Raw genomic sequence first — 26,391 nt, 5'->3', positions numbered from 1 at the left:
GTATTGTACAATACGCGAGCGGGGACGCTCGCACTACAATAAAAAAAATGCTTTTTACAAAACTGAGATGCTCCCGACGGCACTGCCGTGTCCTCTATATAATTCCGGTGCAACCCGAAACGATACCATAGGATTTTGGGGAGCAAGAAGCTACCAAATTTATTGTCCACCGATTTTAATTAGCTATATTACTCAAGGCAATTTCTTCTTGTTGCTGAAATAATTTAATCGATTGCAGACTATCTGAAGCAGCATCCCAAAGAATGAATTGGAAGCAGTCAGGAATCTCGCGGATTGTCAGTGATTTTGAGTTGACCAGCAGGTGAATATTAGCATTGTGACAATCCCGAAGATTATAGTTAGGTATTCGCTCAGAGAGATGATGAATATTGTGGTAAGCAATATCAGCCGAAAACCAATTGAGAATAGTTGGTAATTTTAAGTAACTACTGCCTTCAATTGCGCCCAGAAGATAGTCCCAACCTTCGGCTTTATGAGCGTAGGAACCGTCAAAATTATGCTGAACAAAGAAAATACAGATAAATATCGCTGCAGAACAGGTCATGACAATTGAGTAAACACTCCAGAAAAAGCCAAACCCCAGTAAGTTGCTCAGATAAATCCAGCTACCAACAACACAAATATTGTTGAACAGTAAATCCCAAAATTCAGCCGTCGTATACCAATGTTTGGATTTATAAGAAGCAATGATTGCAGATAAACCCATGCCCAAATCTTGCTTGAGACAAGCAAAAATATGTCGGATAAAACCCGTAGTTCCCAATATCAGCGCGAGTCTTGGCTTAATAATTAGATAGAAAAAACCACCGGGAAACAGCATCAATGGGTGTCTGAGTAACTGATACATCTTTTGACTAAATGGACTTAGCGCCGCAAATTTTTCGGTGGATATCAACGCCGAAGGGCCTCGGTACATATCCCAATTACCATTATGTTTGTGGTGATAAGCGTGTCCCCTCGACCAGGGGTACTGAGGAATCGCATTGATGATACCTAGCAGAAAACCCATAATGCGATTGACTTTTTGGGAACTAAAAAGAGAATAGTGTCCGCAATCGTGCATCAAAGAGAAACAACGTCCTGAAAAAAGTGTCATCAACACCATTATTGGCGGCAGCAGGAATACAGAAATGGCAGCAGCTTTAAAGGCTAAAAACCATAAAAATGTATAAGGAATCACTGTATTGAGTATTTGGCAACTAGCTTTAAAGTTGTTGCTTTTCATATAAGGAGTTAGCACAAAATCCGACTTTTTAATCGCGCTTTTCATTCAGTATATCTATGGTGTGTGGATAAGTGCTTAGCTTAGCATCACAGTTGCGGGACAGCGGCGGATTTACCCCGGACTTTCCCCGTTTCTTCCAAAGGTTTTTTTGTGGGAACCGATTTTTGCACATTTATGAGGTTATCACAACTCTGGTTTGTTTACAAAAAAAACTGTGAAGCCTGTTAGCAGCCGAACAAATTGCTGCACCGGAAGGCATTAATATGATTGATTGGTTGCACGATCGACCTTCGATGATGTATGCCGCTATTTTTGCTTGCATCGTCTGTGGCACACTTTACCGTTGCGGGATCTACCCTCAACTCGATCGCACGCTCAAAAGTTGGGCTACTCGCGAAAACTTTTTATCCGTTGGGAGGGTGATAGGGGCGATCGACAAACCGCCCGCCCCGGAAACCAAAGCTGACACAACATCCAGAAGCGCAGAGGATTTTGGATCAACTCCTTGAGAAGAGAATTTGAAGGACGATCGCAATTGCCTGCGTTTTTTGTGCTCGGACATAGCTCGGATTTGCTACAATCTAATCGCAGACGCGACTATAAATGGGTTATGACCGAACTATTAGATGAGACGCTTTCTATTGAAATGGCGACTCGCATCAAAAGCAACCGTAAAAACTGTTTTGACAACGCCTGTAAAGCAGCGTTAGCCACAGAGGGCGCAATTTATGTTCAAGGATTTTTAGCTGTACCGGGAGTGCCTTACAAACCCATCGAGTATAGCTGGATAGAACTCGACGAGCGAATTGTTGACCCAACCTTTCCCCATCTGGGTTTCATCGCTCAAGACATTCATTACTTCCCAGTCCAGCGCTTCAGCGTCAAGAAACTCAAAGCAATCCTAGAAGAATCAAAAGAAGATTATCCTGAAGACGACCCGCTGCCGGTTTACGGCAATCAACCTTATGAATATTACGGCGATGTGATGTTAGGCGGTAGCGATTACCAAAATGCTTACGATTTGGCTGCCGCTAAATGCAGGGAATTAAACCAACCCAAAAAACAGGATGCGAACTAATTTAGAACGAAAATTTATGAGTTTTTAAGCTTGGTTCAAACTGAGATATTGCATCATTGTCAGCAACAGGCAAGATGCCTGTTCCACAAAGAGTGAATTTTCTTGTGGAACAGGCATCTTGCCTGTTCATAAAGCTTATTAAAAATGGTGCAATATCTCAGGTCACACGGCTCTATGATGAACTGTGCCAGCTTTTGCCAAAACCTAGCCTCCAAATCAGCATCGCCTTCGATCAGCTTTTTGAAAGCACGCTTGAATGAAGAACTGAAAACTGAAACTGACTTCCACGATTATTCCTCTATCATTACTCTGAGTTCATTGATGTTAGCGGAAAATTTCAGTTCACCTTTTTGTTGTTCAATCTGCGCTGACTTAAAGTTTTGATATATCTCTTCGCGACCTTCTTCCCGGAGATATTGCTTCAACAACAGTTGAAGCTCTTGCTTTTCGTCAGTAGAAAGATTTTTGATAGTCTCGACCACATCACTGAAGGTCATAACTTACAAAACCCTATTGTGCTGATTAGATTATAGCAAAAAATATCCTTTTGGTTGACTTTCGTTTCTCGTTATGCGGCTCTGCCTCGTCTTAAAAAAAGCAACAAATCTCACTATTTACCATTTTCAACCTTCCAAGATTCAGGAAACCTCGAATAATGAAAAGCAGCCAATAACGGATCTAACTTTTGCTCCCACATCAAATCAGCCAACAATTTAGCCGTCACCGGAGCCAACAAAATGCCATTGCGGTAATGCCCCGTAGCCCATGTCAAATTCTCCCAAGCACTAGCACCCAAAATCGGCAATTCATCGGTCGTAGCTGGCCGAAATCCCCACCAAAACTCCAGAATCGGATAATTTTGTAATTCGGGATATAACTTAATCGCTCCTGCTAGCAAAGTGTGCATTCCCGCAGGCGTATTTCCCGGCGTAAAATCCACATTTTCGCTAGTTGCACCAATAATAATTCTGCCATCTTGACGCGGCACAATATAAATGCCCGTCCCGAATAGAACGGTTTGCAGGGGCTGGATAACTCCCCTATCTTCTGGTACACATACTGACAGCATTTGTCCCTTTCTTGGAAAAACAGGAACATTCAATAACTGCTCAGACCAAGCACCTGCAGCCAAAACATAACGGTCTGCTTGCAATTTTCCTGCTGTTGTTTCAATGCCAACAACTCGGTTTCCCTGCCGAATAATTTCTCCTGCATTGCCTTGAATAATCTCAATCTGCAATTCTTTAGTTGCGGCCTGAAGCGTCCGAAATAAAGCGCGGTTGTCAACTTGAGCGTCGTCAGGATACCACCAACCGCCAATTACTTCTTGACCTAATCCAAACTGGTGCTGGCGAACAGTATCTCTGTCCAACCATTGATAATTAAGGTTTGACAACAGCGGCTTTTCTTGAGGCTCATTTTGACACACAGGTGCGAGAATTCCCGATCGCCAATATCCCGTTTTCAATCCGGTAATATCTTCTAGCTGTTCCACCCAGGCGGGATACAGTGCGCGACTTTGCAAGCACAAATCCAGCATCGGACTGGGGGGAATTCGTTCCGCTTGCGGGGCAAGCATTCCGGCGGCAGCCCGGGCCGTCGGTTGTTTAGAATCGGCGGTGAGAACGGCGACAGATGCCCCTCGCAATTTCAGTTCTACTGCTAGCGAAAGACCAATTATTCCGCCGCCAATAATCAGAATATCTTTAGATGAATTCATTAACTTTTATATGGACTGTCTGGCTTTTTTGACCGAAAGCATCTAGGATACAAGCCCCCGGATTCATCCGTGGAGAAATAAATAAAAAACGTGTATCCCATAAACAAGCCCCCGAATTTATCCGTGGGGTCAATGCTTCAATCTAAAATCTAAAATCTAAAATCTAAAATCGATTGACCTCTCGGCTTTCTTTAGGGTAAGGTGCGCTAAGCACACCTTACAGTTAGAATTATTATGCAAGTCTTACAGATTATCTGGCAAGGCGATCGTCCTATCAGCCTTCCTTAACAAAAAATCTATGCTTGGGGGTTCCAGACAGTTTCAGAACCCTGGCCCCAGAAACCGTCATATTTTGTCACCTTAATATCGCCTAAAACCTTGGTTTGACAGGACAAACGGCGGTTGGAGGCGGGAGAATGGGGAGGAACCGAAAGTCGGGCTTTTTCGCGCCACTGGGACTCGGAAACTTCGCCCTCGACGGTGACGGCGCAGGTGCCGCAAGTGCCGAGGCCGTGGCAGTTGATGACTTTGGCGTTGCCGTTGTAGAGATCGATGCCGTTTTTGAGCAATACTTCACGGAGATTGGCTCCGCGATCGCACTCAAATGTTTTTCCTTGCGCTTGTACCTTGACCACAGCAATTTACCCCAGTTAGATTTATGTTAATTTTCCTATATATTATCGCATTATATTCAAATAAATTCATCTAATATGGTAAGTGATATATTACCAATTTCTCGATCGCAATTTCCCATGACAAATCGGCTCTGGATCTACGATACCACGCTGCGAGACGGTGCTCAGTGCGAGGGACTCTCCTTATCTCTCGAAGACAAACTGCGAATTGCTCGACAGTTAGACAGTTTAGGAATTCCCTTTATTGAAGGCGGCTGGCCGGGGGCGAATCCTAAAGACGTACAATTTTTTTGGCGACTCAAAGAACAGCCCCTAACTCAAGCAGAAGTTGTAGCTTTTTGTTCCACTAGGCGGCCGGGAACTACGGCAGCTAATGATGAAATGTTGCAGGCTATTTTGTCCGCCGGTACTCGCTGGGTGACGCTGTTTGGCAAGTCGTGGGATTTGCACGTTATTGAAAGTTTGAAGACCACGCTAGAAGAAAATCTGGCGATGATTCGAGATACAATTGAATATTTGCGGAGTCAGGGAAGGCGCGTTATTTACGATGCCGAACACTGGTTTGACGGCTATAAACACAATCCCGATTATGCTATTAAAACTTTAGAAGTAGCTGCCGATGCCGGTGCAGAATGGCTGGTGCTTTGCGACACTAACGGCGGTACTTTGCCTCACGAAGTCAGTCAGGTTGTTCGCGATGTTTTAGAAGCTTTAGGAACCAATCGCGAAAAATCTTTACAATTAGGAGTTCACACTCATAACGACTCTGGAGTTGCGGTTGCTAATGCTTTGGCTGCTGTGCGGGAAGGAGTGAGGATGGTACAGGGAACTATAAACGGTTACGGCGAACGCTGCGGCAATGCCGATTTATGTTCCTTGATTCCTAATTTTCAGATCAAATTGAATTATGATTGCATTGAAGACGAGCAATTAGTTAAATTAACTCAAGTAAGTCGATCGGTCAGTGAAATTGTCAATCTTGCTCCCGATGACCGTGCTCCTTTTGTCGGTCTTTCTGCTTTTGCTCACAAAGGCGGAATCCACGTATCGGCTGTTGAGAAAAATCCGTTAACTTACGAACATTTGGAACCGGAAAAAATTGGCAACAGGCGGCGAATTGTGATTTCGGATCAAGCTGGTTTGAGCAATGTTTTGGCGAAGGCGCGCACTTTTGGCATGGATCTCGATCGCAAAAATCCTGCTTGCCGCCAAATTTTGGAAAAATTGAAAGATTTGGAAAGTCAGGGATATCAATTTGAAGGTGCTGAGGCGTCTTTTGAATTGTTAATGCGCGAGGCCTTGGGAAAGCGCAAGCGTTTATTTGAAATCAAAGGTTTTCAAGTTCACTGCGATAAAGGTAGGGAGGAAACAGTTAATTCTTTAGCAACTGTGAAAGTGACTGTTAACGGTCAAGATATTCTGGAATGCGCGGAAGGAAACGGCCCTGTTTCGGCACTTGATGCGGCTTTGCGGAAGGCTTTGCGGAATTTTTATCCGGCAATTACTGATTTTAACTTAACAGATTATAAGGTGCGAATTCTGGACGGATGTGCGGGAACTTCTGCTAAAACTCGCGTTTTGGCTGAGTTTAGCAACGGTCAAGACCGCTGGACGACTGTGGGGGTTTCTGGTAATATTTTGGATGCTTCTTATCAAGCGGTTGTTGAGGGTTTGGAGTATGGTTTGGTGTTGGGAGATAGGGAGGCGATCGTTTTAACTGTGTCGAGTTATTAGGTTAACGGCGAAGAGAAGTTGCCTGAATATCGATGTTTAAATAGATACCAGGCGATTTCAAGAGAAGGTTAGCCAATTTAAAAAAGGTGAAACCTAAAATTTTGCATCATTCTTAATAAGAATTTTATGGGCTGTGAGTTAAGTTGTTGTGCATCTAAATCGTGTTTTTTGTGCGGGCGAGACGCCCAACCCCTACTCCCCACAAGAACTTTATCAAATTTTAGTTCACAGTTTAAATGTGCAACAGCTTATCCTAGTTGTTTAACCCAATTCATAATTGTCGTATGATGTACACCTTTGACTCTTTCAATCTCCCTAAAACCCATGCCATTAACATACATTTGTAGGCATTCGTCTTTCACTTCTTGAGCATAACCTCTGTGCTGTTCATCAATAAAATGGGGTCTGAAACCCCGTCCTTATAGGACGGCTTTACATTAGCTTTTGTTAAAGCACTCTATTTCACATAATATGTGTTATTATGTGAAACAACAAATTAAGAGCAAGAATGACACTAAAAGCCTTCAGCTATCGATTATACCCAACACCGGAACAAGAAAGTTTGTTGCGGCGCACATTGGGCTGCACTCGTTTAGTCTACAACCGTGCTTTAGCAGTAAGAACTGAAGCTTGGTACACAGAACAGAAACGAGTGGGGTATGCTGAGACTTCTTCAATGTTGACCGAGTGGAAGAAAACTGAAGAACTAGATTTCCTCAACGAAGTTAGCTGTGTGCCGTTGCAACAATGCTTGAGACATCTACAAACAGCTTATACCAACTTTTTTGATGGACGGGCAAAATATCCTAACTTCAAAAAGAAACGCAACGGTGGCAGTGCAGAATTTACCAAGTCGGCATTCAAGTTCAGGAACGGGGAAGTCTACTTGGCAAAAAGTACACAACCGTTGCCGATTCGCTGGAGCCGTACACTGCCTGATGGCGCAACGCCATCAACTATTACTGTAAAGCTTGCACCGTCCGGTAGGTGGTCGGTTTCTTTGTTGGTAGATGTTGAAATTGAACCTTTGCCTAAGACGGAAAACCAAGTCGGTATCGACTTAGGAGTTACAAGCTTGGTCACTTTAAGTACAGGCGAAAAGATTGGCAATCCCAAAGGGTTCAAGGCAAAATACCGCAAGCTTAGAAAAGCGCAGAAAGCTTTAAGCCGCAAGCAAAAAGGGTCAAATAACCGACACAAAGCACGGCTTAAAGTAGCGAAAGTGCATCAAGAAATCGCTGACGCGAGAAAAGACAACCTTCACAAGTTAACGACACGGTTGGTGCGCGAGAACCAAACCATCGCCGTAGAAAACTTAGCTGTGAAGAATATGATCAAGAATCCCAAACTTGCTCTCGCTATAAGTGATGCAAGTTGGGGCGAATTAGTCAGGCAACTTGAATACAAATGCGATTGGTACGGTCGCACTTTAATTAAGATTGACCGCTGGTTTCCTAGTTCAAAACGATGTGGAAATTGCGGTCACATTGTTGAAAAAATGCCGTTAAATATCCGGGAATGGGATTGTCCTAAGTGCGATACGCACCATGACCGAGATATAAATGCGGCAAAAAATATTTTGGCGGCAGGGCTTGCCGTTTCAGTCTGTGGAGCGACTGTAAGACCCCAACAGAGTAAATCTGTTAAGGCTGGTGCGAAATCCCCTAGGGGACAGAAGCAGAAACCCAAGTCGTGAGTCTTGGGAATCCTCGCCCTTCTAGGGCGGGGAGGATGTCAAAAAAAGAATAGGTGATACTATTTAGATCTTAGATTGGAAATTTAAGATTTAAGAATGGCCAACAACTGACTATGCAAGGGTTTGCGACTTGCAGCCCCTCAGAGCGATTTTTCGCGCAGCGGTACCAGGTTGAGGCTTCCATCGTACTCCAAGTCTGAGTTTAGTAACTTAAATTACAATTTAAGCCGGTGCAGACTGGCAGAAACTACAATTTCTAGGGGCCCAAAGGCAGTTAAGAAATTAATAGGGGCTAAAATCAGTTTATTCTCAAGCTCATGAATTTGGGCTGGCGAATCATATATCTTCAGAATGTTTTTACACAAACTATTTCGATATGATCAGCAGTTTCTCCGAACCCATTTATTGCCCGAATCTTAGCTGTCCCGATCCCCGCAATACCTTTGGCCGCCAGCAGTGTGCAGCGTGCGAAACGGATTTAATTTATCGCTATGTGTGGGTGGTGGGGCAAGCAGCCGAGGAAGTGCCGGCGGGTAAGGTAATAGCCGATCGATACTTTGTCATTGCACCCCAAATCTGGCTCGACAGCCGTCCAGTTCTGCCTCCGAGCGTCCCGGAACAACTGCCGGATACGATTATGCCTTACCTGCATTTGTATCCCCAACGGCTGCATACGCCGGAAGTATACGGTTTTTGTTCGCTAGGCGAAGCACCGGAAGCGACAGAGGTGCTGTTGTTGGAAAATGTGCCCATCAATAATTTCGGCAGCCTGTATCCTTCTATTTTACAAGCTTGGTCGGGGACAACCGCCGCGCGCCAAGTTTACTGGCTGTGGCAAATGCTCCAACTGTGGGCGAGACTGTCGGAACAGGGAGTAGCTTCGAGTTTGCTGGTACCGGAAAATTTGCGGGTGGAAGGTTGGCGGGTACGCCTGCTGGAACTGCACCGGGGCAATTTTGTACCGACGCTGCGGGATTTGGGAGATGTGTGGTCAGGTTTGGTGGAATCAGCGCAACCCGAGGTGCAGTCGAAACTCGGAGAGATTTGTCAGTTTATGCGCCGCAGCAGCATGAATTTCGACGCGATCGCCCTGGAACTAAACGATTTACTATTAGAACAAGCCGCTAAATTGCCTCTGCACTTAGAAGTAGTCGGCATGACCGATACCGGGCCGCAGCGCTCCCAAAATGAAGACAGTTGCTATCCGACTGCTGCTGATTTTCAATTTAGCAAAACTTCAGGCGGCGACAAACTAATTCCTTACTTGACAATGGTTTGCGACGGGGTTGGGGGCCACGAAGGAGGAGAAGTTGCCAGTCAATTAGCCGTCCAGTCCATGAAAGCTTTAATCCAAAATTTGCTCGCCGAAATCACTCAACAAGAAGAGTTGATGACGCCTACAATGGTAATTAAGCAACTCGAAGAAATAGTGAGAGTTGTGAATAATGTGATTTCCGCTCAAAATAATGAGCAGGGAAAAGAGTTGCGGCAACGGATGGGGACGACTTTGGTGATGGCCCTCCAGTTGCCTCAAAAAGTGAAAATTTCCGAGGATTTGCCCTCGAATAACAGCCACGAACTTTATTTAGTCAATGTTGGAGACAGCCGCGCTTATTGGATTGGCAAAAATTACTGTCACCGGCTGACTGTGGACGACGACGTAGCCTCAAGGGAAGTCCAGCTAGGACATTGTTTATACTGGGAGACTCAACTGCGATCGGATGCAGGAGCCCTGACTCAAGCTTTGGGAACGCGGGATGCCGATTTCCTGCGCCCGACGATTCAGCGATTTATTATCGAAGAAGAAGGCTTACTGCTGCTGTGTTCCGACGGTTTGAGCGACAACGACTGGGTAGAGAAATCTTGGGAGAATTATGGCCCAGAGGTGCTTGAGGGCAAAATGTCTTTGGAAGCCGCAGTTCAGTCTTGGATTCGTCTCGCCAACGAGAAAAACGGTTATGACAATACCTCTGTGGTGGCGACTCACTGTCGGATGTCGCCGGAGAGATTGGTACTGTTCGATCCGACGGTGGCCTCAGCGGTGGCGTCAGCGCCAGTGTCAGCCTCGGCGTCGCTGCCGCCGTCCCTGCCGCGATCCCTACAAAAGTCCGGGAGGATTCCAGAATCTCAGCTTTCAGAATCGTCCAAACAGTTGTTGTACCCCGAAACTTCCCCCGCCCCGGAACCCGTTCAAAAACAGCGATCCAAGCTGCCGCTGCCCCTACTGGGGGTGTTGGGGCTGATATTAGCCGGTGGCGGTTTAGGTTTGTGGGTGCAAAGCCGCCAAAGCCCCCAGCCAGAGCCCGCACAAGTTCCCCCACCGCCGGAAACTCCCGCCCCAAGTCCTTCGGAGACTCCCTCCCCAGGGGCCGAGAGTCCCTCGCCGTCGCCCGAATCGAGTCCTGCGGAAATTCCGCTGCCCGATAGCGAGAGTCCCTCGCCGTCGCCCGAATCGAGTCCTGCGGAAATTCCGCCGCCCGAAGAAGCGGAAACTCCTTTGCCATCAGCGGAGTAAGGGAGATTAGACCTCTTGCAAAAATCCTTTTCCTCAATTGATGGGACGGGCTCTGGGGCCCATCCCACAAGAGTTATTTTTTCTTGTGGGATGGCCCCAGAGCCCGTGCTAATTATTTTTGCAAGAGGTGTATTGAATTAATTTGAGGCCGAAGGAAAGAGGCAGAAGGAAAGAGGCAGAAGAAGTGTTTTTACAAATATGAGATGCTCCCATCACAGTTATTGATTTTGTATCATAGTCCGCTTGCAGAAACAAGATGGCTAAAAAGTCAGCCAGCGCTACAAAAAGCAGTTTAAAATTCCTAATAATTTTAGTTCAACTAACAATTAGCGATTAGCAACTAACAACATAAGCTTTTTTTATCTTGACCACGAATTTCAAAGGTGGTACCCGCGACGTGATTTATCCGTGGAATCAATCCAAAATCGAAAATCGAAAATCCTCAAGCCCCCGCGTTTATCCGTGGGGTCGCCTCTAAAATCTAAAATCTAAAATCTAAAATCTAAAATCGATTGACGGCGCACAATTTATTAACTATAATTACTAGGCCAAAACTAACAAAAATCTTACGCCTAACAGTTTTTCTCAAATAACCGTTAAACTATTCTAACGTTTGCGCGTACCCAACCTCGCAGGCATAACCTATATCTGTTAAGGATTCGTCCTGATTCACAGGAGCAAGATTTTAAAATATGCATCTCAGCGAACTGACTCACCCAAACCAATTACACGGCCTCTCGATTCATCAACTCGAACAAATTGCCCGACAAATTCGAGAAAAGCATTTAGAAACTGTAGCCGCTAGCGGCGGCCACCTCGGCCCAGGATTGGGTGTAGTCGAACTGACCTTAGCACTCTACCAAACACTCGACCTCGATCGCGACAAAGTTACCTGGGATGTCGGCCACCAAGCTTATCCTCACAAATTAATCACCGGCCGCTACAACCAATTCCACACCCTGCGCCAAAAAGACGGCGTTGCAGGCTATCTCAAGCGCTGCGAGAGCAAATTCGACCACTTCGGCGCAGGCCACGCTTCCACAAGCATTTCCGCAGCGTTAGGAATGGCGATGGCGCGCGACCTCAAGGGGGAAAACTTTAAAACTGTAGCAGTCATCGGCGACGGCGCATTGACTGGCGGCATGGCACTCGAAGCCATCAACCACGCGGGCCATATGCCGAAAACCAATTTGTTAGTTGTGCTCAACGACAACGAGATGTCAATCTCGCCCAACGTCGGCGCAATTACCCGCTATTTGAACAAAATGCGATTGTCGGCACCGGTGCAGTTTCTCAAAGATAACTTAGAGGAACAATTCAAACACATTCCCTTTGTGGGCGAAACTTTTACTCCAGAAATGGAACGCCTCAAAGAAGGGATGAAACGCTTGGCCGTCTCGAAAGTTGGAGCAGTAATTGAAGAATTAGGCTTTACTTACATGGGCCCGGTAGACGGACACAATTTGGAAGAGTTAATTGCCACTTTCAAACAAGCTCATACCATTCAAGGGCCGGTGTTGGTTCACGTGGTGACGGTGAAGGGCAAAGGATATGCGATCGCCGAAAAAGACCAAGTAGGATATCACGCCCAAAATCCCTTTAACTTAGCCACCGGCAAAGGCATTCCCTCCACTAAACCCAAGCCTCCTGCTTACTCGAAAGTCTTTGCCCACGCCCTGGTCAAGCTAGCAGAAGATAATCCGAAGATTGTCGGCATTACCGCTGCTATGGCAACCGGAACTGGTCTGGATAAACTTCATGAAAAACTGCCTAAACAGTATATTGATGTCGGGATTGCCGAACAGCACGCCGTGACTTTATCCGCTGGTTTAGCCTGCGAAGGAATGCGCCCGGTTGTGGCAATTTACTCGACATTTGTGCAGCGAGGCTATGACCAAATAATTCACGATGTTTGCATCCAAAACTTGCCAGTTTTCTTCTGTTTGGATCGCGCCGGCATTGTCGGTGCTGACGGCCCCACCCACCAAGGAATGTACGACATTTCTTTCTTGCGGTGTCTGCCAAATATGACAATTATGGCACCAAAAGATGAGGCAGAATTGCAGCGGATGGTAGTCACGGGAATCAACCACACAAGCGGCCCGATCGCCATGCGTTACCCGCGCGGCAACGGTTACGGCGTACCTTTGATGGAAGAAGGTTGGGAAGAGTTGCCGATCGGCAAAGCCGAAATTCTCCGCAACGGCGACGATTTGCTGATCTTGGGTTACGGTTCAATGGTTTATCCGGCAATGCAAACCGCCGAGATTCTGAGCGAACACGGTATTGAAGCAACTGTGATCAATGCGCGTTTTGTCAAGCCTTTGGACACCGAATTAATCTTGCCTTTGGCACAGCGAATCGGCAAAGTTGTCACAATGGAAGAAGGCTGTTTGATGGGAGGCTTTGGTTCAGCAGTAGCCGAATCTTTGTTGGACAATAATGTTGTTGTTCCCGTGATGCGGTTGGGTGTACCCGATACATTGGTAGATCATGCAACGCCTGAACAATCATTTGCCAGTTTGGGATTAACTCCGTCGCAAATGTGCGATCGTATCTTAGCAACATTCAGCCGCAAACAGTCTCCTGTTAGCGTGTAAATAGCTAGAATGGTAGGGTGCAGCGCACCTTACCATTCGAGCTCCGATCTATGACAGTGAAAGAGCCGCATGATTGAAGGAAGATTGGAGGATAAGGGAGAAAAAAACAATGACTAACGTAAAACCAAATCGTACCGTGCGGCGGGGAAGACTGTTCCCAGAAATTGAGTGGTCAGAAGAAAAAAAAGCCCAGTGGCGAGCCGAAAGAGCGGCATTTCGCAAGCGTTGCAAAGTAATTTTCGATCGCCTAAAACCAGAATTGATTAAAACCCACTACAACTGGTACATTGCGGTTGAACCCGACAGTGGGGAACACTTTATCGACAAGGATGATATGGTGGCTACTAAAATGTGCCGCCAGAAACACCCAAATGCTATCCCCTACCTTTTCCGTATCAACGATACAGGAGTTTGTGGCACGATATGATTGAGGGAAGCTTTGGCGATAATGATGAGCTATTTTTTGAAGTTGAATTGATTGCTAATAACGGCTTAGAATTACCTGTTGACGCTCTGCTAGATACAGGTTTTTCGGGCTGGCTAGCAATGGATGAGCAAGATTTTGAGGGGCTTGATTGGACTTATATTAGGCGGCAAGAAATGCAGACAGCTAAGGGAGAATTTGATTTCGATATTTATGCAGGAAAAATCAGAATTGACAATCAAGAATTCGATCTTCCTGTTCACGTAGGTGATGGAGTACCCGAAGTTTTAATCGGCCGCCAGTTGTTGAAAAATCGGCGGTTGATAGTTGATATTTCGGCGGGTGTTTTGACATTGGAAGCGAGTTAAAAGCAAAATGAATTTAAAAAGTTTTGACATAGTAATAGTAGGAGCAGGCCCAGCAGGCGGTCACTGCGCGAGAATTCTAGCCCAATCCGGCCACAAAGTCTTGCTGGCAGAACAAAATGATAGTTTTGATAAAAATGACTTTTCCAGCGCCGCCACGCCTCTAGAAACCCTCTCTAAATTCGATTTACCCGAATCCGTTATTGGCAGTTTTTGGCACAAACTTACTATTGAAACTAGCAAAGTAAGTCAAACTTGGGAATCTCCTAAAAGCTTGGGAGTTGTTTTAAACTTTGCTAAATTTAGAGCATTTCTCGCCCGCGAAGTTCAGGGAAACGGAAGTGAGGTTTGGCTTGGTTATCGCTACATAAAACATTCACAAGCCAACGGCGAAACAATCGTAGAATTCAAACAGCTTTCCGACGGCAAAATCATCCAAGTTAGTACGAAAGTATTAGTTGATGCGACGGGTTTTGCTAGGGCGATTATGTATGACAAAGAAAATGATAAACCAGATTTTTTGTCGGGAACTGGTATAGAATATCTAATTGAAGTAGAACCCGAAGTTTATGATAAATATGCCAATGATTTAATCTTCTTTTTGGGTGATAAATGGATGCCGAAGGGTTATTCGTGGATATTCCCAATGGAACCAAACAGGCTGAAAGTTGGTGCGGGTCGCATTTTTTTAGATCCGAAAACGGTGAGACATTTGTCACCGCTGAAAAAATATATTGATTTACTGATTGATGAATATCTGAAGTCTAAAAATTATAAAATTATTGACAAACACGGTTCGACGCTGAAGTACAGTCGCGGCTTGAAGGATATTTATTGGAAAGAAAATAATGTAATTGCGATCGGCGATAGTGTTTCGACAGTAAATTTTTTGGGCGGCGAGGGCATTAGACACGGGATGGATGGTGCCCAAATAGCGGGGAAATATATTCAAAGCTATTTGGAGGGGAAAATATCAGATTTTCGGGATTATGAGACGGAAATGCACCGCAAGTTTGATAAGAAATGGAATATTTCGGAAAGGTTGGCCGTGAGAAAGTACATCGATGATGTTAATGATGAACTGACAGATAAAATGATTTCTTATTTAAAGTATATGAAAACTGAAGATGTTATGGATATTTTATTTTATTATAAATTTGAGAAGATTTCCAGAGGGTTAGGCGGTTATTTGCAGCGGAAAATCAAGGGATTGATTAAGCGATTTCATTTGTAAGGTGCGTCTGTTGAGAGATTTTGAGTAGAGGGAAAAGTCTCGCTGGGTGACTCACCCTACAAACCTAATTGCCATAAAAAATTTTCTGCTGTAACTTTAATGCGTGGCAGCGACATTAAATTATCGTCAAAACTGCTATAATTTAATTTATATGATACACCAAAAGTATATCCACTCGCTCCAATTAAATGCGCTACGATGGGATCGACATCGCCGTAAGGATAGGCAAAACATTTAACAGATTTCTCTAATCCCCGTTCCAAAATAGCACGAGATTTCGCCCCCTCCCGCACAATTTCTGTCGGCGATAATGCAGTCAGAGGTTGATGAGTAGCAGACATAGAACCGAATTCAATCCCTGCATCCCGCAGTTGCAAAATTTCCGGCCATCCCATTAACTGCACTTCTTCAAATTCGGCTTTTTCCCAACTATTTGTTTTTCCTATTGACTCTGCTACGAGAAAAACAGTTGCTGTAAAATCAAAGCGTTTTAGCAGAGGCCAAGCATATTGGAAAAAGTCGAGATAGCCACCGTCAAAAGTCATCAATACAGCTTTACCGGGTAAAGGAGTTTTATCCCGTTTCGCACTTTGCCAATTTTCCCAACTCGCACTATAATAATCGCGATCTTTGAGATACTGCAACTGTTGTTCCAAAACCTGCGGAGTAACTGCGTCTAAACCGTCAGGAGAAATGCGGCGGTAGGAGAGAATCGGCAGCCTTTGTGTAACGCCATGATTGTCCAAAACTTGAGGTTTCACGGAGTGAGAAACTTCCCCATAAGAAGATTTTGAGCCAATGATTTCCGGTGCGTAAAATACTTGCTTTGGAAACTCGTTTTCTTGGGGAATTTGCATTGTCGGTTCCCCCGCGATTGCCGCCGCTGACTCGATTTCCGGCAGCGCCGCCGCCGGGAGTGAGGCGCGACGGCTGACACTCGTCCCGATCGCACCCTCGTGCCTGCCGAACATCACCGCATTTGGCGGGTAAATGCCCCCAGCACCCGCTGCATTCAACCTGTCGGGCAAATTAGACCTTTGTTGAGCACAAGAGGCTAGGCGCGATCGTAGCCATTGCTTGCCGTTGAGTGGTTTTCCCAGCAAAGCTTCTCGCACGGCGGCGACGCACAACTCAAAACCAATATTTCGATTAATTGTCGATCGCAATTTTTGAGCCGAAACCAAATTATTTTCCACCGCAACAGTGACAATACCTACAGAAACACCGCCTATTTTCACCAGCACGTCAATTTCCGAAAGCTCAACTTTTATATTAGCAAAATCCTCGCTAATTTCTAAGACAATCAAATCTTTTTCGAGGGTAATTGTTGGGACTTCCTCTGCGCTTTCTGGCTTGTAGAAATCCTCCAAATGCCAATTCGGACGCCCCCATAATTCTTGCAAAAATAGCGTCCAGTCATGTTTAGGGTGCAATGGTTTCAGCACAGTTTCCCACAATTTATTGCCTTTTTCGCAGCGATTGCGTTGAAAGAAGCGATCGAGAATTTGCCAAGCAAACTGGGCTGCAACCGCATCCGCCAACACCGAAGCCGCAACCATGCCATCGCAAATCGGCAATTCAACAATACCGAGTTTAATTCCTTCTAGTTCGATCGTACAGCACAGGCGATCGTATATTTGCGGAATATCGCAAATATCGGAAATTGGTTCGCTCACTTCCACCGTCAACTTCCAGGCAATTTCACCCTTGACTCGCTTAATATTATCTAAAATATATCGAATTTCCAGGCTATTAAAAATTTTATGATATTTGTGAACCTTATTACTTTTAACCTCTCTATCAATCCCTTGATGCCAAGGCAGATTTAAACTGAGATGAGCAGCTTTTTCTTGATAAAATTTTAGCATTCTATCATCATATTCAATTTCCATAAAATCACAAAGTTCTTCTAACTTTTTGACTTTATTATCTAGAATTTCCTCATACTTGACTAATATATGATTAGATTTTTTAGCATATTTGTGACTAATTAACATCGCCTCCTTCCAGCGATGGATACAGTGGTTTAAATCCCAACCAGGCCCCCACAAATCATGAGAATTCCTAGTAGCCTCATGCAGAGAAGCTATTGTATCCATACTGTTTCGCAAAATATGTATAAATTTAGCATCCGGCAAAAAGCGCTGTATATCCTCAATAAAATATATGTGTTCCGGCGTTTTTTCCAACCAAATACTTTTGTTTTGTTCCGCCGCCAAACCATCCAAAACTCCGACAAACCAACTAACTTTAGTTGCCACAGTTTGACTATCATCAAAATCTTGCAAAAGTTCAGGCCGATTAATCTCATCCTTAAAAAAAGCTTCCATCCTACCTGGCAACTTTCGCGCAAACTTCTTGTACAGTAAATAGTGAAAAAACTTAGATTCAGGAAAAGAAATAACTTCAGGATGAGCGGCTAATAAACTTTGAAGCATCGTTGTGCCGCTTCTCGGAGAGCCTACTAAAAATATCCGTTTCATTTTTATAGCTGATAAATGGTTTGTGAATTAGATTTTTTTTTACGAACCGCAGAGAGCGCAGAGGGCACAGAGGAAGAGAAGAAAGAGGTATGATTCATGTTCCTATCTGGGAACTCTGCAGTTAAAAACTTTTTTCCTAACTCCAACTAAAATCCTCATGCAACAAATCCGAAAGTTCCTGATTGTAAGGTTGGAAATAATTAGTCAATTGTTGTGCGATTTCCGGGGGCATTGGGCTGTATTCATCGACATGATTAATTTCATATTCTTTACTTGTAGTCTCACTAATATCCAGAAATTTCAATACTTCCGAAAAGACTTTGCCTGTATGTGCGTAAAAATCTTCGCTCTTGATAATTAGCAACTGTTCTCTCGGAAAATAGTCGAGCCAATTTTTGATTTGTTCTACATAAATTCCCCGCGACAAATAGGAATAATGCTGGTGATTAAAACTGTAATAATTTTCATCTGCTTTGATTTTTTCAATCTCACCTTTGAGTCTATCAGGTTCTGAAGCGATCGCCTTTTCAAAATCCAACTTTTCGCAGCCGCTCGCCACTTCTAAATGATAGTGCATCCACGCTCGTTTTACCGGATTTCCCAGCATTACAATCAGCTTAACATCCGGGAAACACTTGTAAACTCGCTCCGCCACCAAAGGATGATAAATATAGTAAGAAGTCATCTCCCACAGCAGCACTTTGTCACTCGCTACACTTCGAGTCAACTGCTTGCTGTACCACTCAACGCCACGCTCAAAATTTAATTCAAAGAAGTGAATATCCCGGAAACCTTCTTTGATAATTTGCAAGTGATTTGCGAGATAGCCGTATAGAGATTCCGTGCCGCAGTTTTGAGCACCAATCATTAAAAAGTCAGGTTTTTGCTTATTTTCCAACTGAGTCAAAATCTTGGCGTAGCCCGGATGATTCTTATCCAAATCGTAAGTGGCCGTGGCTGGTTCGGCTAAATCCAAAAGCGGCATTTTGCCCTCAAATTCCCAGCGGTACGGCGGACAAAGAATCGTTTTTTGGTTTACAGTCGATCGCACGTACAGCGGATAAACCTGCCACTGATAATCGTAGGCGTAAGCCAAAGTTTCCTCGTAAACCCCAGCATTCACGTAATACTGACCGTTTCCTAAATCCAGCCTATCTATTTGCAGCCGGATTTTGCCTTTCCCTTTCACCAGCGGCAGCAGTCTGCCCATTTGATTAGTATTAGTCTCAAAACAACTTTGACCATCATCCCTGCTTATTGTCACGGCAAAAATAGCAGCAGAAATTTCCTGAGACACCGAATAATGAATTTCAATGCTAATAGCATCGCCGCTATCTATTTCGGTATTTGGCGACACTTTGACATCGGTAATTTCTACTTCCATAGTACCGAAGCGATTCTGATTACCTCGCAGTGGCGAACCGCTACTTGTAGCTTCAGCAGCACGCAGGGGAGTGCTATTTTCTGTGGACGATCGCATTTCGGACAAATACTGACCGACTACCACTTCCGGTTCCCCGTAAGCGACGATTTCACCGGATTTCAGCCACAAAGCCCGATCGCACATTTTCTGAATTTGCGACGCAGTGTGAGAAATCAAAACAATCGCACATCCTTGATTCTTAAACTCAGTTATCTTATTCAAACATTTAGTTTGAAAAGCCACATCACCAACCGACAAATGTTCATCAACTAACAGCACTTCGGGATCGGTATGCACCGCCACAGAAAAAGCCAGCCGCATTTTCATCCCCGTACTGTAAGTCCGCATCGGGCTGTCAATAAACTGTTTTAACTCTGCAAATTCCACAATATCGTCAAATCTGCGCGCCACTTCCCGGCGAGTCAAACCGGCCACCACCGCACCCACAAACACGTTTTCTCGGCCCGTTAGATCCGTGTGAAAACTCGCACCCAAATCCAACAAGCCGCCAATTCGGCCGTTAACTTTAATAGAGCCTTCCTCAGCCAGGCAAATACCGCCGATAAGTTGCAGCAGCGTTGATTTTCCCGCGCCATTCTTGCCAATAATTCCCAGCATTTCGCCAGGAGAAACAGTAAAATTTATATTCCGCAGCGCCCAAAAACTCGCCTCCGGCTTCAGTTTCCGCCAACCCGACAAAGCGGCTTCCATAATCGTAATAGGTTTCGCGGTAGAGTAGCGCTTAAAACGCTTACCTAAACCCTTGACAATAATTGCTTCACGCATTTACACTTCCTCCACAAAATGAGCGCTTTGCCGTCTAAAAATTCCCAGTCCGATTGGTAAAAGAGCCGCCACAGCCAAGCTCAAAATTAACAGAGCCGACCAATCCGGCTGCATACCTTTAAGAAGTATGGCGCGGTAAGCTTCAATCAGGGGCACCATTGGATTTAAGTAATAAAAAATCTTAAATTTTTCGGGGACGCTGCTGATGTCGTAGAAAATCGGAGTCAGGTAAAACAGCATCTGCAAAACTACTCCCAAAGTGTGCTGAGTGTCGCGGAAAGTGACATTCAAAGCGGCAAGGGGATAAGCAAAACTAACTGTCAAAACAAACTGAATAATCATCAGCACTGGCAACAACAAGAGCACTGCATTCAGAGGAGCGCCATCAATTGCCAGAAAGATAAGTAACACCGGCAATGCTAAGAAAAAGTGAATGAGCCCCGTCGTCGTCGTGACTACCGGCAAAATTGCCGGGGGGAAATTTGGCTGCCTGAGTAGTGGCTTATGATTGGTAATTAATGCCGTTGATTTAAATAATACCGTTTGAGACCAATTCCAGATTAACAAGCCGCTGAAAGCAAAGGAAGAAAATTTTGGAATATTAAGGGGTACGACAGAGCGAAACAAAAAGGAAAATACAGCCAACTGTAACAGCGGACTGATTAAAGTCCAAGCAATCCCCAAGGTCGATCGCTTGTAAAGTAATTTCATCTCGCGATCGACCAACACCCGCAGCAAATCGAACCAATGAGCCATTTTGCGCCGATCGAGGAGCGTTCCCGCATTTCTCACCGCACACCTCCGGCAGCTATCTGAGGTTCTGGCCCGGAGCCCTCCCAGGGCTGAATCTTAACCAAATTCTGGGTCTGCACCAGGGTCAGCTTGTCAGCAATTGGTTCTAAAAAATTACCTTCCATCAATTTTATTGCCATAATTACCATTGTTAATTTCTCTCTTTTTAACTTCAATTCCTATTTATTTCTGCTTAATTTAATGCTTAATTACACCTCTATTTTTTATTTTTATCTACTCTAATTATGTCAGCTATTCCACCACATTTAACTTGCATATTTGGGGCGTGGCTCAAAGCCCAACGCCTACTCCCACAAGAGTTAAATTATTTATTGATAAGCAATTTAAATGCTGATTAGCTTAGGAAGGATTTTTCAGTGGTTTTTTGCCCAATACTGTAAATAACAGTAGATGTTGAAGTAGGGTGTTGTCAACTAAGCTACGCTCAGAATGAGCAGCACTTTTGGGCATACCGTTAACCGCGATCGCCCCAGCCAGCGGTTGAGCAAACTGAAGCGCCAGAATCGATCGCAAGTGAGCGCCCCGCAGTGGCTCTACACCCAATTTGGGAGTGACGTGACCGACTGACACTTCACCGTAACGGAGGTAAATGCCATCGGGTTTTTGCTCGTCAATGATTCGTTCTGCTGCTTCCCAACCTTCCTGCAAATCGATTTCAATTTCATGTCTGCCCAAGTCAGCACCAGCAGGCTCACCTTGCATAAAACTAGAAAGAGCCGATCGACTTTTCAAGTCATCAATCACACCCCGCAAATACCAATAACCGCGCAATTTGGCCCGCAACCACCGCCAAGTTCCCCGCATCCCCAAGCTTTCGAGCAAATCCAGAGATTTCCTGGCTCCCACAGCCAGCCAATCCACAGCAGCCGGCCAGAAAAACGCGATCGCCACCACAATTTTATCTACCAGTGAGTCAGCAGTTTCGTAGGCTGCTACCGGCAGTATCGGTCTGAGTTCCGGGTGTCGATGACCGATCAAAACATCCGATCGCCCTTCCTGACGAAATCTGCCAAAAGAGCGATCGAGATTATTAGTTTCGTGTTCGTAATGATAGCCCACAGCCTCCCCCGCTACAGCAAAAGGTACACCAGCTTTCAGCAAACGCACCCCAAACTCGTAATCTTCCCCGCCGCAGTTCCCAAAAGCCGAATCAAAGCCATCGAGACGAGCAAACAGTTCTGCATCCAAAGAAAGGTTGCCGCTGAGCAAATCTTGATAAGTAAATCGATGACCAGGTTGGCTCATCTGATAAAACTTCTCTTCCCACCACGAGCGCACTTCCACGTCAAAAAACCTAGTTCCTCCGTGCAACTTAGGCGGATAGGGGCCGATGACAGCCACTCCCGGACGCAAAGAGTGAACCCGCGCGTGGCTTTCCACCAAAGGCGGCAGCGCTTCGATATCGTCGTCGAGAAACAGCAGCAATTTGCCGGTAGCCGAAGCCGCTCCCGTATTGCGGGCGATGGCAGCACTCCGGCAATTTACCTCGATCGCCTGCACTTTAAACGGAGCTTTGTAGTCTTGTAGCATTGTTAAAGTATCGTCAATGCAGCTATCTGCGACTACAATAACTTCCATTAGGTCGATCGGATAAGTCTGCAAGTGCAAAGCATCCAAAGCCCGTCGCAGCGAAGAACTTCGGTTGTGGCTAGGAATAATTATGCTAACTGTTAGATTTTCCATATTTACATGACAACAATTAACTTCATCTGCATTTCATCTGCTATACAAATATTAGACAAGTCTAGACATTTGCTTCTTACTTCATCGGGAGCATGGGAGCGGCTATCCCTCGGTAAGCTTTCACGGTTTAGCCAACCGTGATAAATTTATCGCTGCATTCAAATCCCTGTCCATCGACTGACCACAATTTTCACAGTTGTAAATCCTTTCTTTCAACGGCATATCTTGGATATGTCCGCAATTTGAACAGGTTTTGCTTGACGGAAACCAGCGGTCGGCAACGATCGCTTTGACGCCAAATTTTTGAGCTTTGTATTCTAGTTGACGTTGGAATTCATGGAAACCGCAGTCAGCTATTACCATACCGCAAGTTTGTGGTTTTTTAGCATTCCACCCACCTTCAAATCTTCTACTACTATCGTTGCGTGGTTTTTGCATAAGTAAGTAGTGATTTGATGCAGAGTGTTTTTTCTGAGGTTTGCTATTTTTGCATGGTGTTTTGCTAACCTAATTTTAGCTTGATGTCTATTGCTGGAGCCTTTTACTTTTCTCGTAAGACTTTTTGACAGTTTCTTGAGTTTTGCGAGATGCGCTTTGTAGTGCTTTGGATTCGGGAATACTACACCCGTTGAAAGTGTAGCCCACTCTTTGACACCCACATCAACTCCTACAATTTCATGAGTTTTGACTATAGGTTCATGATTTTCTTCGTAAGCGAACGCCATAAACCAACTATCGGCAGTGCGCGAAATGGTGATTGACTTGCAAGTTGTGTGAGGTAGTCCTTCGTGGGTTTTTACCCAGCCGATTGTCGGCAGCTTTATAGACCTACCGCCCACAGGGATTGGTTTACCGCCAGCATCAATAGTGAAAGAGTCGTGATACCCCTTCTTCTTTAACCTAGGATATCCACCTTTTTTTGAGAAAAATCTAGAAAACACATCTCCAAGATTGTCAAAGGTGTATTGAGTTATTTTCTGGCAGATTACCGTCTATTTTATCCAGGTAAGTTCAGGTTTTACGTGATTGTTGAAGAATTTCTTGAGCAAGTATTTGTTGGGCTTTAATCCATCTTTCTAAAGGTGACTCCAAGTCGCCAGTACCCAATTATAAGTAAACCTCGCTATGCCAGCGTGTTTGCTCATCATTGTTGATTGACTTTTGTTTAGCTTTAACTTTGTTTTGATGGATCAAAGCATTGCTCGACCTCAACACTGGATTTCTTTGTTTAACTCTGCCACGCCTTCTACGGGTTTGTCAATAGCATTTTTTAGCTGCTCTTTGATTTCCTGGGAGTAATTTCGCCCACCGTATAATCTACCAGAAAAACAGTGGATTATCGCCATCAAATCTTCTACTAATTCATGCTGGGGAGACAATGACTCTTGATTGGCGACTACAATTTCACATCCCACTGATACAGCAAGTTCTTGGATGAATTCAAAGGCAAATCTGCACATCCTATCTTTGTGTGCAATTACGATTATTGATATTTCGCCCCTGAGCATTGACAGCATGATTGCTAGAAACTTTTTTCTTTTAAAGTTTAGCCCGCCACCAATTTCTGATATCCAGTCGTCGATACTCAGCCCTCGACCTAGGCAGAAGGCTTCCATTGCAAGTACCTGATTTTTCAGCTCTGCCTTTTGCCCGCTGGATGAAACTCGACAGTAGACGATTGTCTTTCGCTTGGCTTCTATGGGTTTGAGCCCATTGGCTATCAAGAAATCGTCTTCTGTGTAGAACCGATGACCCGACAGGGTGCGCTTGGCTGGTAGCTTCCCCGAAACATCCCAGCGCTGGAGTGTCTTTACTGACAATCCAAGCTTTTTCGCGAATTCATGTGGTTTGAACAAAATGGTACACCGTAGATTTGTCTATTAGTGTACTACTTTGTCTATTTATTCGCTACCTAGGTACTAGCTCCCTTCATCTGCCGTTAAAAAGAATCTAAAAATCCCTATTCATTGCTGATACTTTTAATCCCGACAATCTCCGAAACCTGAGAGAATCCGAATATAGCACACTCATCAGACAGGTCCCAGAGCATGGTGGTATCCCACAAAGCTTTAAGGAAAATCCCTAAAGCGCTACTCAAACTGGGTGTTTTCTAACCACAGTTGGGGCAGTGAAAAATTTTAGAGCCACCTAACTTTTATGGCTCTCACCGTATTTTGCACAAATTTTGGAGGTGTATTCTTCACTGGTTTTGACCAACCTCGAACCGCAAGGATTACAGAGATGCTCTCAAGCCAAAGCTTGAGAGAAGTGAGAGAAAGTCCAAGTCATCATTACTGATGGTTTTATGCAGGCTACTTCAGTCTACACCAATTGTCATGAGTATTACCTACAAGTCTAGGAAAATATCATCCTAGCAATTGCTCCCCTTAATTTCTTGCAAGCACTTGCGAGACACAAAATAAGCCATCGGGCCACTGACACAGCCCCGCAGTTGAGCCAAAAGCAAATCACTAGGGATAGAATCCGGTTGCTGTCGCAAAGAAGCAATTAGTTCAGGAATTTGTTTGTACAACAGCCATGACAAGGCTAACACAGGCACACTGAATTCTCTGTTGATTACCAACAGCCGCGTCCAGAAAGCATAGACTCCGATGCCGTAGCCTTGGAGCGTTTTTCGCAATTCTTCCCAAGTGCGCCGATGGCGGTGCCAGCTCAAGGCTCTCGGCTCGTACACAATGCAGTAGCCCGCGCGCAAAATGCGGGCAAAAAGTTCACTGTCTTCGCCACCCACCGTGGGTGTCCCCGCCCCCAAAGCTTCGTCAAACAGGCCAATGTAGTCGATCGAACTTTTCCGCAAAGCCATACTCGCCGAAACTCCCACAAGATGCACAATCAGAGGGTTGCAGTGCGCCCCATCAAAAATTCGGCGCTCAAATCCCCGCCCGTGGGGGCTGTAGCGCTCGAACCATTCTTGCGCTTCGGTTTCCAGTTCCAATGGCATCACCAGCCCCGTGACGCACATAACTCGCGGATCGCTAAAATTTCCCAAGAGCGATCGCAGCCAGTTCGGATCGGGGGCCGCATCATCATCTGTAAAGGCTACGAATTCATGTTTAGCTTCGCGTAAAGCTCTGTTACGGGCAGCGCTGGAGCCTGGTACGTCTTCGCGCACATAGCGGACTTGTGGGTAATTTTTGACCAGTTCCTTGGTAGCGTCCGTGGCGGGACAATTGTCAATTACTAAGTATTCCTGACCGTCGTCTGGGATCTGCATCAGCGCGTCCAGACAGCGCCGCAAATCTTCCGGTCGATCGCGCGTGCAAACCGCTACTGTGGCGATCGGCAGTGCCTGCACAGGCCCGCGTTCGTCCCATTCTAGAGTGTCGTAGAGCCAATTTTTCCACAAGTTGTCCCCCGCAGCCTTCATCAGTGTTTCCCGTAATTCGTCACCGCCAAGGCGGCCTCCGACTACGGGCAAAAGAGCTTGGCCGATCGGTTTTCCGTGCAGTAGAATTAAAACCAAGGCTTTGCTGTAACGCTCCTCAACCGTAATTTCTGGCGGCAGTTGGGAGATTTCCAGATCGAGAATAGCTGTTGCCATTTTAGATTTTTGATTTTATATTTTAGATTGGGAAAAAATCCTAGATATTCCGTATATTACCGGATGTGTTTTAGCAGAAATTGTTTTACGAAATAGCAACTTCTCAATGCCCTACTTGCCGATCGCCGCTCGCGAATCAAACATAAAGCCTCATTGTTTTTATTGCTTTTATTTATTTTTACTTTCAATTACCCGGTGATGTCAAGTTTTTTCCCAACACAACTTTTACCACCGGCAACGATCCCTCGTCGAGGGTTGTGTCAATTGCAGGTGTTATTGGCAGCAGAGCGCCACCAAGCCTCGCCATTAATACCGAATGTGACATACTCCCACATCAAGCTGAGTACAGCTATGATGTGGGCGTCTTTGCAGCCCGATGAAGGGTATACAAAAT

General features: G+C 45.1%; 22 protein-coding genes and 1 pseudogene. 8 read left to right on the top strand and 15 right to left on the bottom strand.

Translation table 11 applies throughout. The annotated features are described in order from the left end of the window. Positions 1–175: 175 nt before the first annotated feature. Together QUB16_RS26785 and QUB16_RS26780 are read right to left on the bottom strand one after the other, a co-directional pair. Positions 176–1,291 carry a fatty acid desaturase gene (locus QUB16_RS26785; RefSeq protein WP_333320853.1) on the bottom strand — a complete coding sequence of 372 codons (1,116 nt, stop codon included), beginning with the start codon at positions 1,289–1,291 and terminating at the stop codon, positions 176–178. A gap of 313 nt (positions 1,292–1,604) precedes the next feature. Then, a complete protein-coding gene (locus QUB16_RS26780) occupies positions 1,605–1,808 on the bottom strand; it encodes a hypothetical protein (RefSeq protein ID WP_333320852.1) in 204 nt (67 codons plus the stop codon). A 48-nt stretch (positions 1,809–1,856) separates the two neighbouring features. On the opposite strand from QUB16_RS26780, the gene QUB16_RS26775 reads away from it, so the two are divergent. Beyond that, positions 1,857–2,324 carry a hypothetical protein gene (locus QUB16_RS26775; protein WP_333320850.1) on the top strand — a complete coding sequence of 156 codons (468 nt, stop codon included), beginning with the start codon at positions 1,857–1,859 and terminating at the stop codon, positions 2,322–2,324. A gap of 290 nt (positions 2,325–2,614) precedes the next feature. Here the strand turns inward: QUB16_RS26775 and QUB16_RS26770 are convergent, their stop codons facing one another. From QUB16_RS26770 to QUB16_RS26760, 3 genes are all read right to left on the bottom strand, one after another. Next, positions 2,615–2,821 carry a hypothetical protein gene (locus QUB16_RS26770; protein ID WP_333320848.1) on the bottom strand — a complete coding sequence of 69 codons (207 nt, stop codon included), beginning with the start codon at positions 2,819–2,821 and terminating at the stop codon, positions 2,615–2,617. 113 nt (positions 2,822–2,934) lie between these two features. Further along, positions 2,935–4,044, bottom strand: coding sequence for a glycine oxidase ThiO (thiO, locus tag QUB16_RS26765; protein WP_333320847.1), 1,110 nt, complete (start codon positions 4,042–4,044; stop codon positions 2,935–2,937). Positions 4,045–4,340: 296 nt separating this feature from the next. Further along, positions 4,341–4,679 carry a 2Fe-2S iron-sulfur cluster-binding protein gene (locus QUB16_RS26760; protein WP_333320845.1) on the bottom strand — a complete coding sequence of 113 codons (339 nt, stop codon included), beginning with the start codon at positions 4,677–4,679 and terminating at the stop codon, positions 4,341–4,343. Positions 4,680–4,754: 75 nt separating this feature from the next. Between QUB16_RS26760 and cimA the strand changes: the two genes are divergently transcribed. After that, positions 4,755–6,413 (top strand): citramalate synthase, encoded by a 1,659-nt coding sequence (gene cimA, locus QUB16_RS26755; RefSeq protein ID WP_445251169.1) that lies wholly within the window; start codon positions 4,755–4,757, stop codon positions 6,411–6,413. Positions 6,414–6,664: 251 nt separating this feature from the next. Here the strand turns inward: cimA and QUB16_RS26750 are convergent. Next, a pseudogene (locus QUB16_RS26750) lies at positions 6,665–6,802 on the bottom strand (IS1 family transposase); the annotation flags it as partial. A 119-nt stretch (positions 6,803–6,921) separates the two neighbouring features. Between QUB16_RS26750 and QUB16_RS26745 the strand changes: the two are divergent. The 6 genes from QUB16_RS26745 to QUB16_RS26720 all read left to right on the top strand — a co-directional run bounded on the left by QUB16_RS26745 (position 6,922) and on the right by QUB16_RS26720 (position 15,247). Then, positions 6,922–8,109, top strand: coding sequence for an RNA-guided endonuclease TnpB family protein (locus QUB16_RS26745; protein ID WP_333320844.1), 1,188 nt, complete (start codon positions 6,922–6,924; stop codon positions 8,107–8,109). Positions 8,110–8,485: 376 nt separating this feature from the next. After that, the gene (locus tag QUB16_RS26740; RefSeq protein ID WP_333320842.1) at positions 8,486–10,624 is read left to right on the top strand and encodes a protein phosphatase 2C domain-containing protein; all 2,139 of its coding nucleotides are present in this window, start codon (positions 8,486–8,488) and stop codon (positions 10,622–10,624) included. Positions 10,625–11,316: 692 nt separating this feature from the next. Next, entirely contained in the window at positions 11,317–13,224 is a 1,908-nt protein-coding gene (gene dxs, locus QUB16_RS26735; RefSeq protein ID WP_333320841.1) for a 1-deoxy-D-xylulose-5-phosphate synthase, read from the top strand. Between the two features lie 109 nt (positions 13,225–13,333). Beyond that, the gene (locus QUB16_RS26730) at positions 13,334–13,651 is read left to right on the top strand and encodes a hypothetical protein (protein ID WP_333320839.1); all 318 of its coding nucleotides are present in this window, start codon (positions 13,334–13,336) and stop codon (positions 13,649–13,651) included. Further along, positions 13,648–14,016 (top strand): aspartyl protease, encoded by a 369-nt coding sequence (locus tag QUB16_RS26725; protein ID WP_333320837.1) that lies wholly within the window; start codon positions 13,648–13,650, stop codon positions 14,014–14,016. Before QUB16_RS26730 ends, QUB16_RS26725 begins: the two co-directional genes overlap by 4 nt. A 7-nt stretch (positions 14,017–14,023) precedes the next feature. Continuing rightward, positions 14,024–15,247, top strand: coding sequence for an NAD(P)/FAD-dependent oxidoreductase (locus QUB16_RS26720; protein ID WP_333320835.1), 1,224 nt, complete (start codon positions 14,024–14,026; stop codon positions 15,245–15,247). Positions 15,248–15,303: 56 nt separating this feature from the next. Here the strand turns inward: QUB16_RS26720 and QUB16_RS26715 are convergent, their stop codons facing one another. The 9 genes from QUB16_RS26715 to QUB16_RS26675 form a co-directional block, all read right to left on the bottom strand. Further along, the gene (locus tag QUB16_RS26715) at positions 15,304–17,730 is read right to left on the bottom strand and encodes a sulfotransferase (protein WP_333320834.1); all 2,427 of its coding nucleotides are present in this window, start codon (positions 17,728–17,730) and stop codon (positions 15,304–15,306) included. A gap of 136 nt (positions 17,731–17,866) precedes the next feature. Then, the gene (locus QUB16_RS26710; protein ID WP_333320832.1) at positions 17,867–19,939 is read right to left on the bottom strand and encodes an ATP-binding cassette domain-containing protein; all 2,073 of its coding nucleotides are present in this window, start codon (positions 19,937–19,939) and stop codon (positions 17,867–17,869) included. Further along, a complete protein-coding gene (locus QUB16_RS26705; protein WP_333320830.1) occupies positions 19,940–20,731 on the bottom strand; it encodes an ABC transporter permease in 792 nt (263 codons plus the stop codon). 360 nt (positions 20,732–21,091) lie between these two features. Then, positions 21,092–22,435, bottom strand: coding sequence for a glycosyltransferase (locus QUB16_RS26700; RefSeq protein WP_333320828.1), 1,344 nt, complete (start codon positions 22,433–22,435; stop codon positions 21,092–21,094). Positions 22,436–22,555: 120 nt separating this feature from the next. Further along, complete coding sequence (locus tag QUB16_RS26695; RefSeq protein WP_333320826.1) at positions 22,556–22,798, bottom strand: zinc ribbon domain-containing protein; 243 nt, start codon at positions 22,796–22,798, stop codon at positions 22,556–22,558. Next, positions 22,792–23,376, bottom strand: a complete 585-nt coding sequence (locus QUB16_RS26690) for a transposase (RefSeq protein WP_333320825.1) — start codon at positions 23,374–23,376, stop codon at positions 22,792–22,794. The genes QUB16_RS26695 and QUB16_RS26690 overlap by 7 nt, the downstream gene beginning before the upstream one ends. 135 nt (positions 23,377–23,511) lie before the next feature. Next, complete coding sequence (locus tag QUB16_RS26685; RefSeq protein ID WP_333320857.1) at positions 23,512–23,580, bottom strand: helix-turn-helix domain-containing protein; 69 nt, start codon at positions 23,578–23,580, stop codon at positions 23,512–23,514. 63 nt (positions 23,581–23,643) lie between these two features. Then, the gene (locus QUB16_RS26680; protein ID WP_333320855.1) at positions 23,644–24,294 is read right to left on the bottom strand and encodes an IS607 family transposase; all 651 of its coding nucleotides are present in this window, start codon (positions 24,292–24,294) and stop codon (positions 23,644–23,646) included. Positions 24,295–24,806: 512 nt separating this feature from the next. After that, the gene (locus QUB16_RS26675; protein ID WP_333320823.1) at positions 24,807–25,997 is read right to left on the bottom strand and encodes a glycosyltransferase; all 1,191 of its coding nucleotides are present in this window, start codon (positions 25,995–25,997) and stop codon (positions 24,807–24,809) included. Positions 25,998–26,391: the final 394 nt, after the last annotated feature.

It is taken from the genome of Microcoleus sp. D3_18a_C4, from assembly GCF_036702415.1.
Taxonomy (GTDB): Bacteria; Cyanobacteriota; Cyanobacteriia; order Cyanobacteriales; family Microcoleaceae; genus Microcoleus.
Note: the sequence above shows the minus strand (reverse complement) of the source record. Positions and strands in the feature narration are given on the sequence as shown.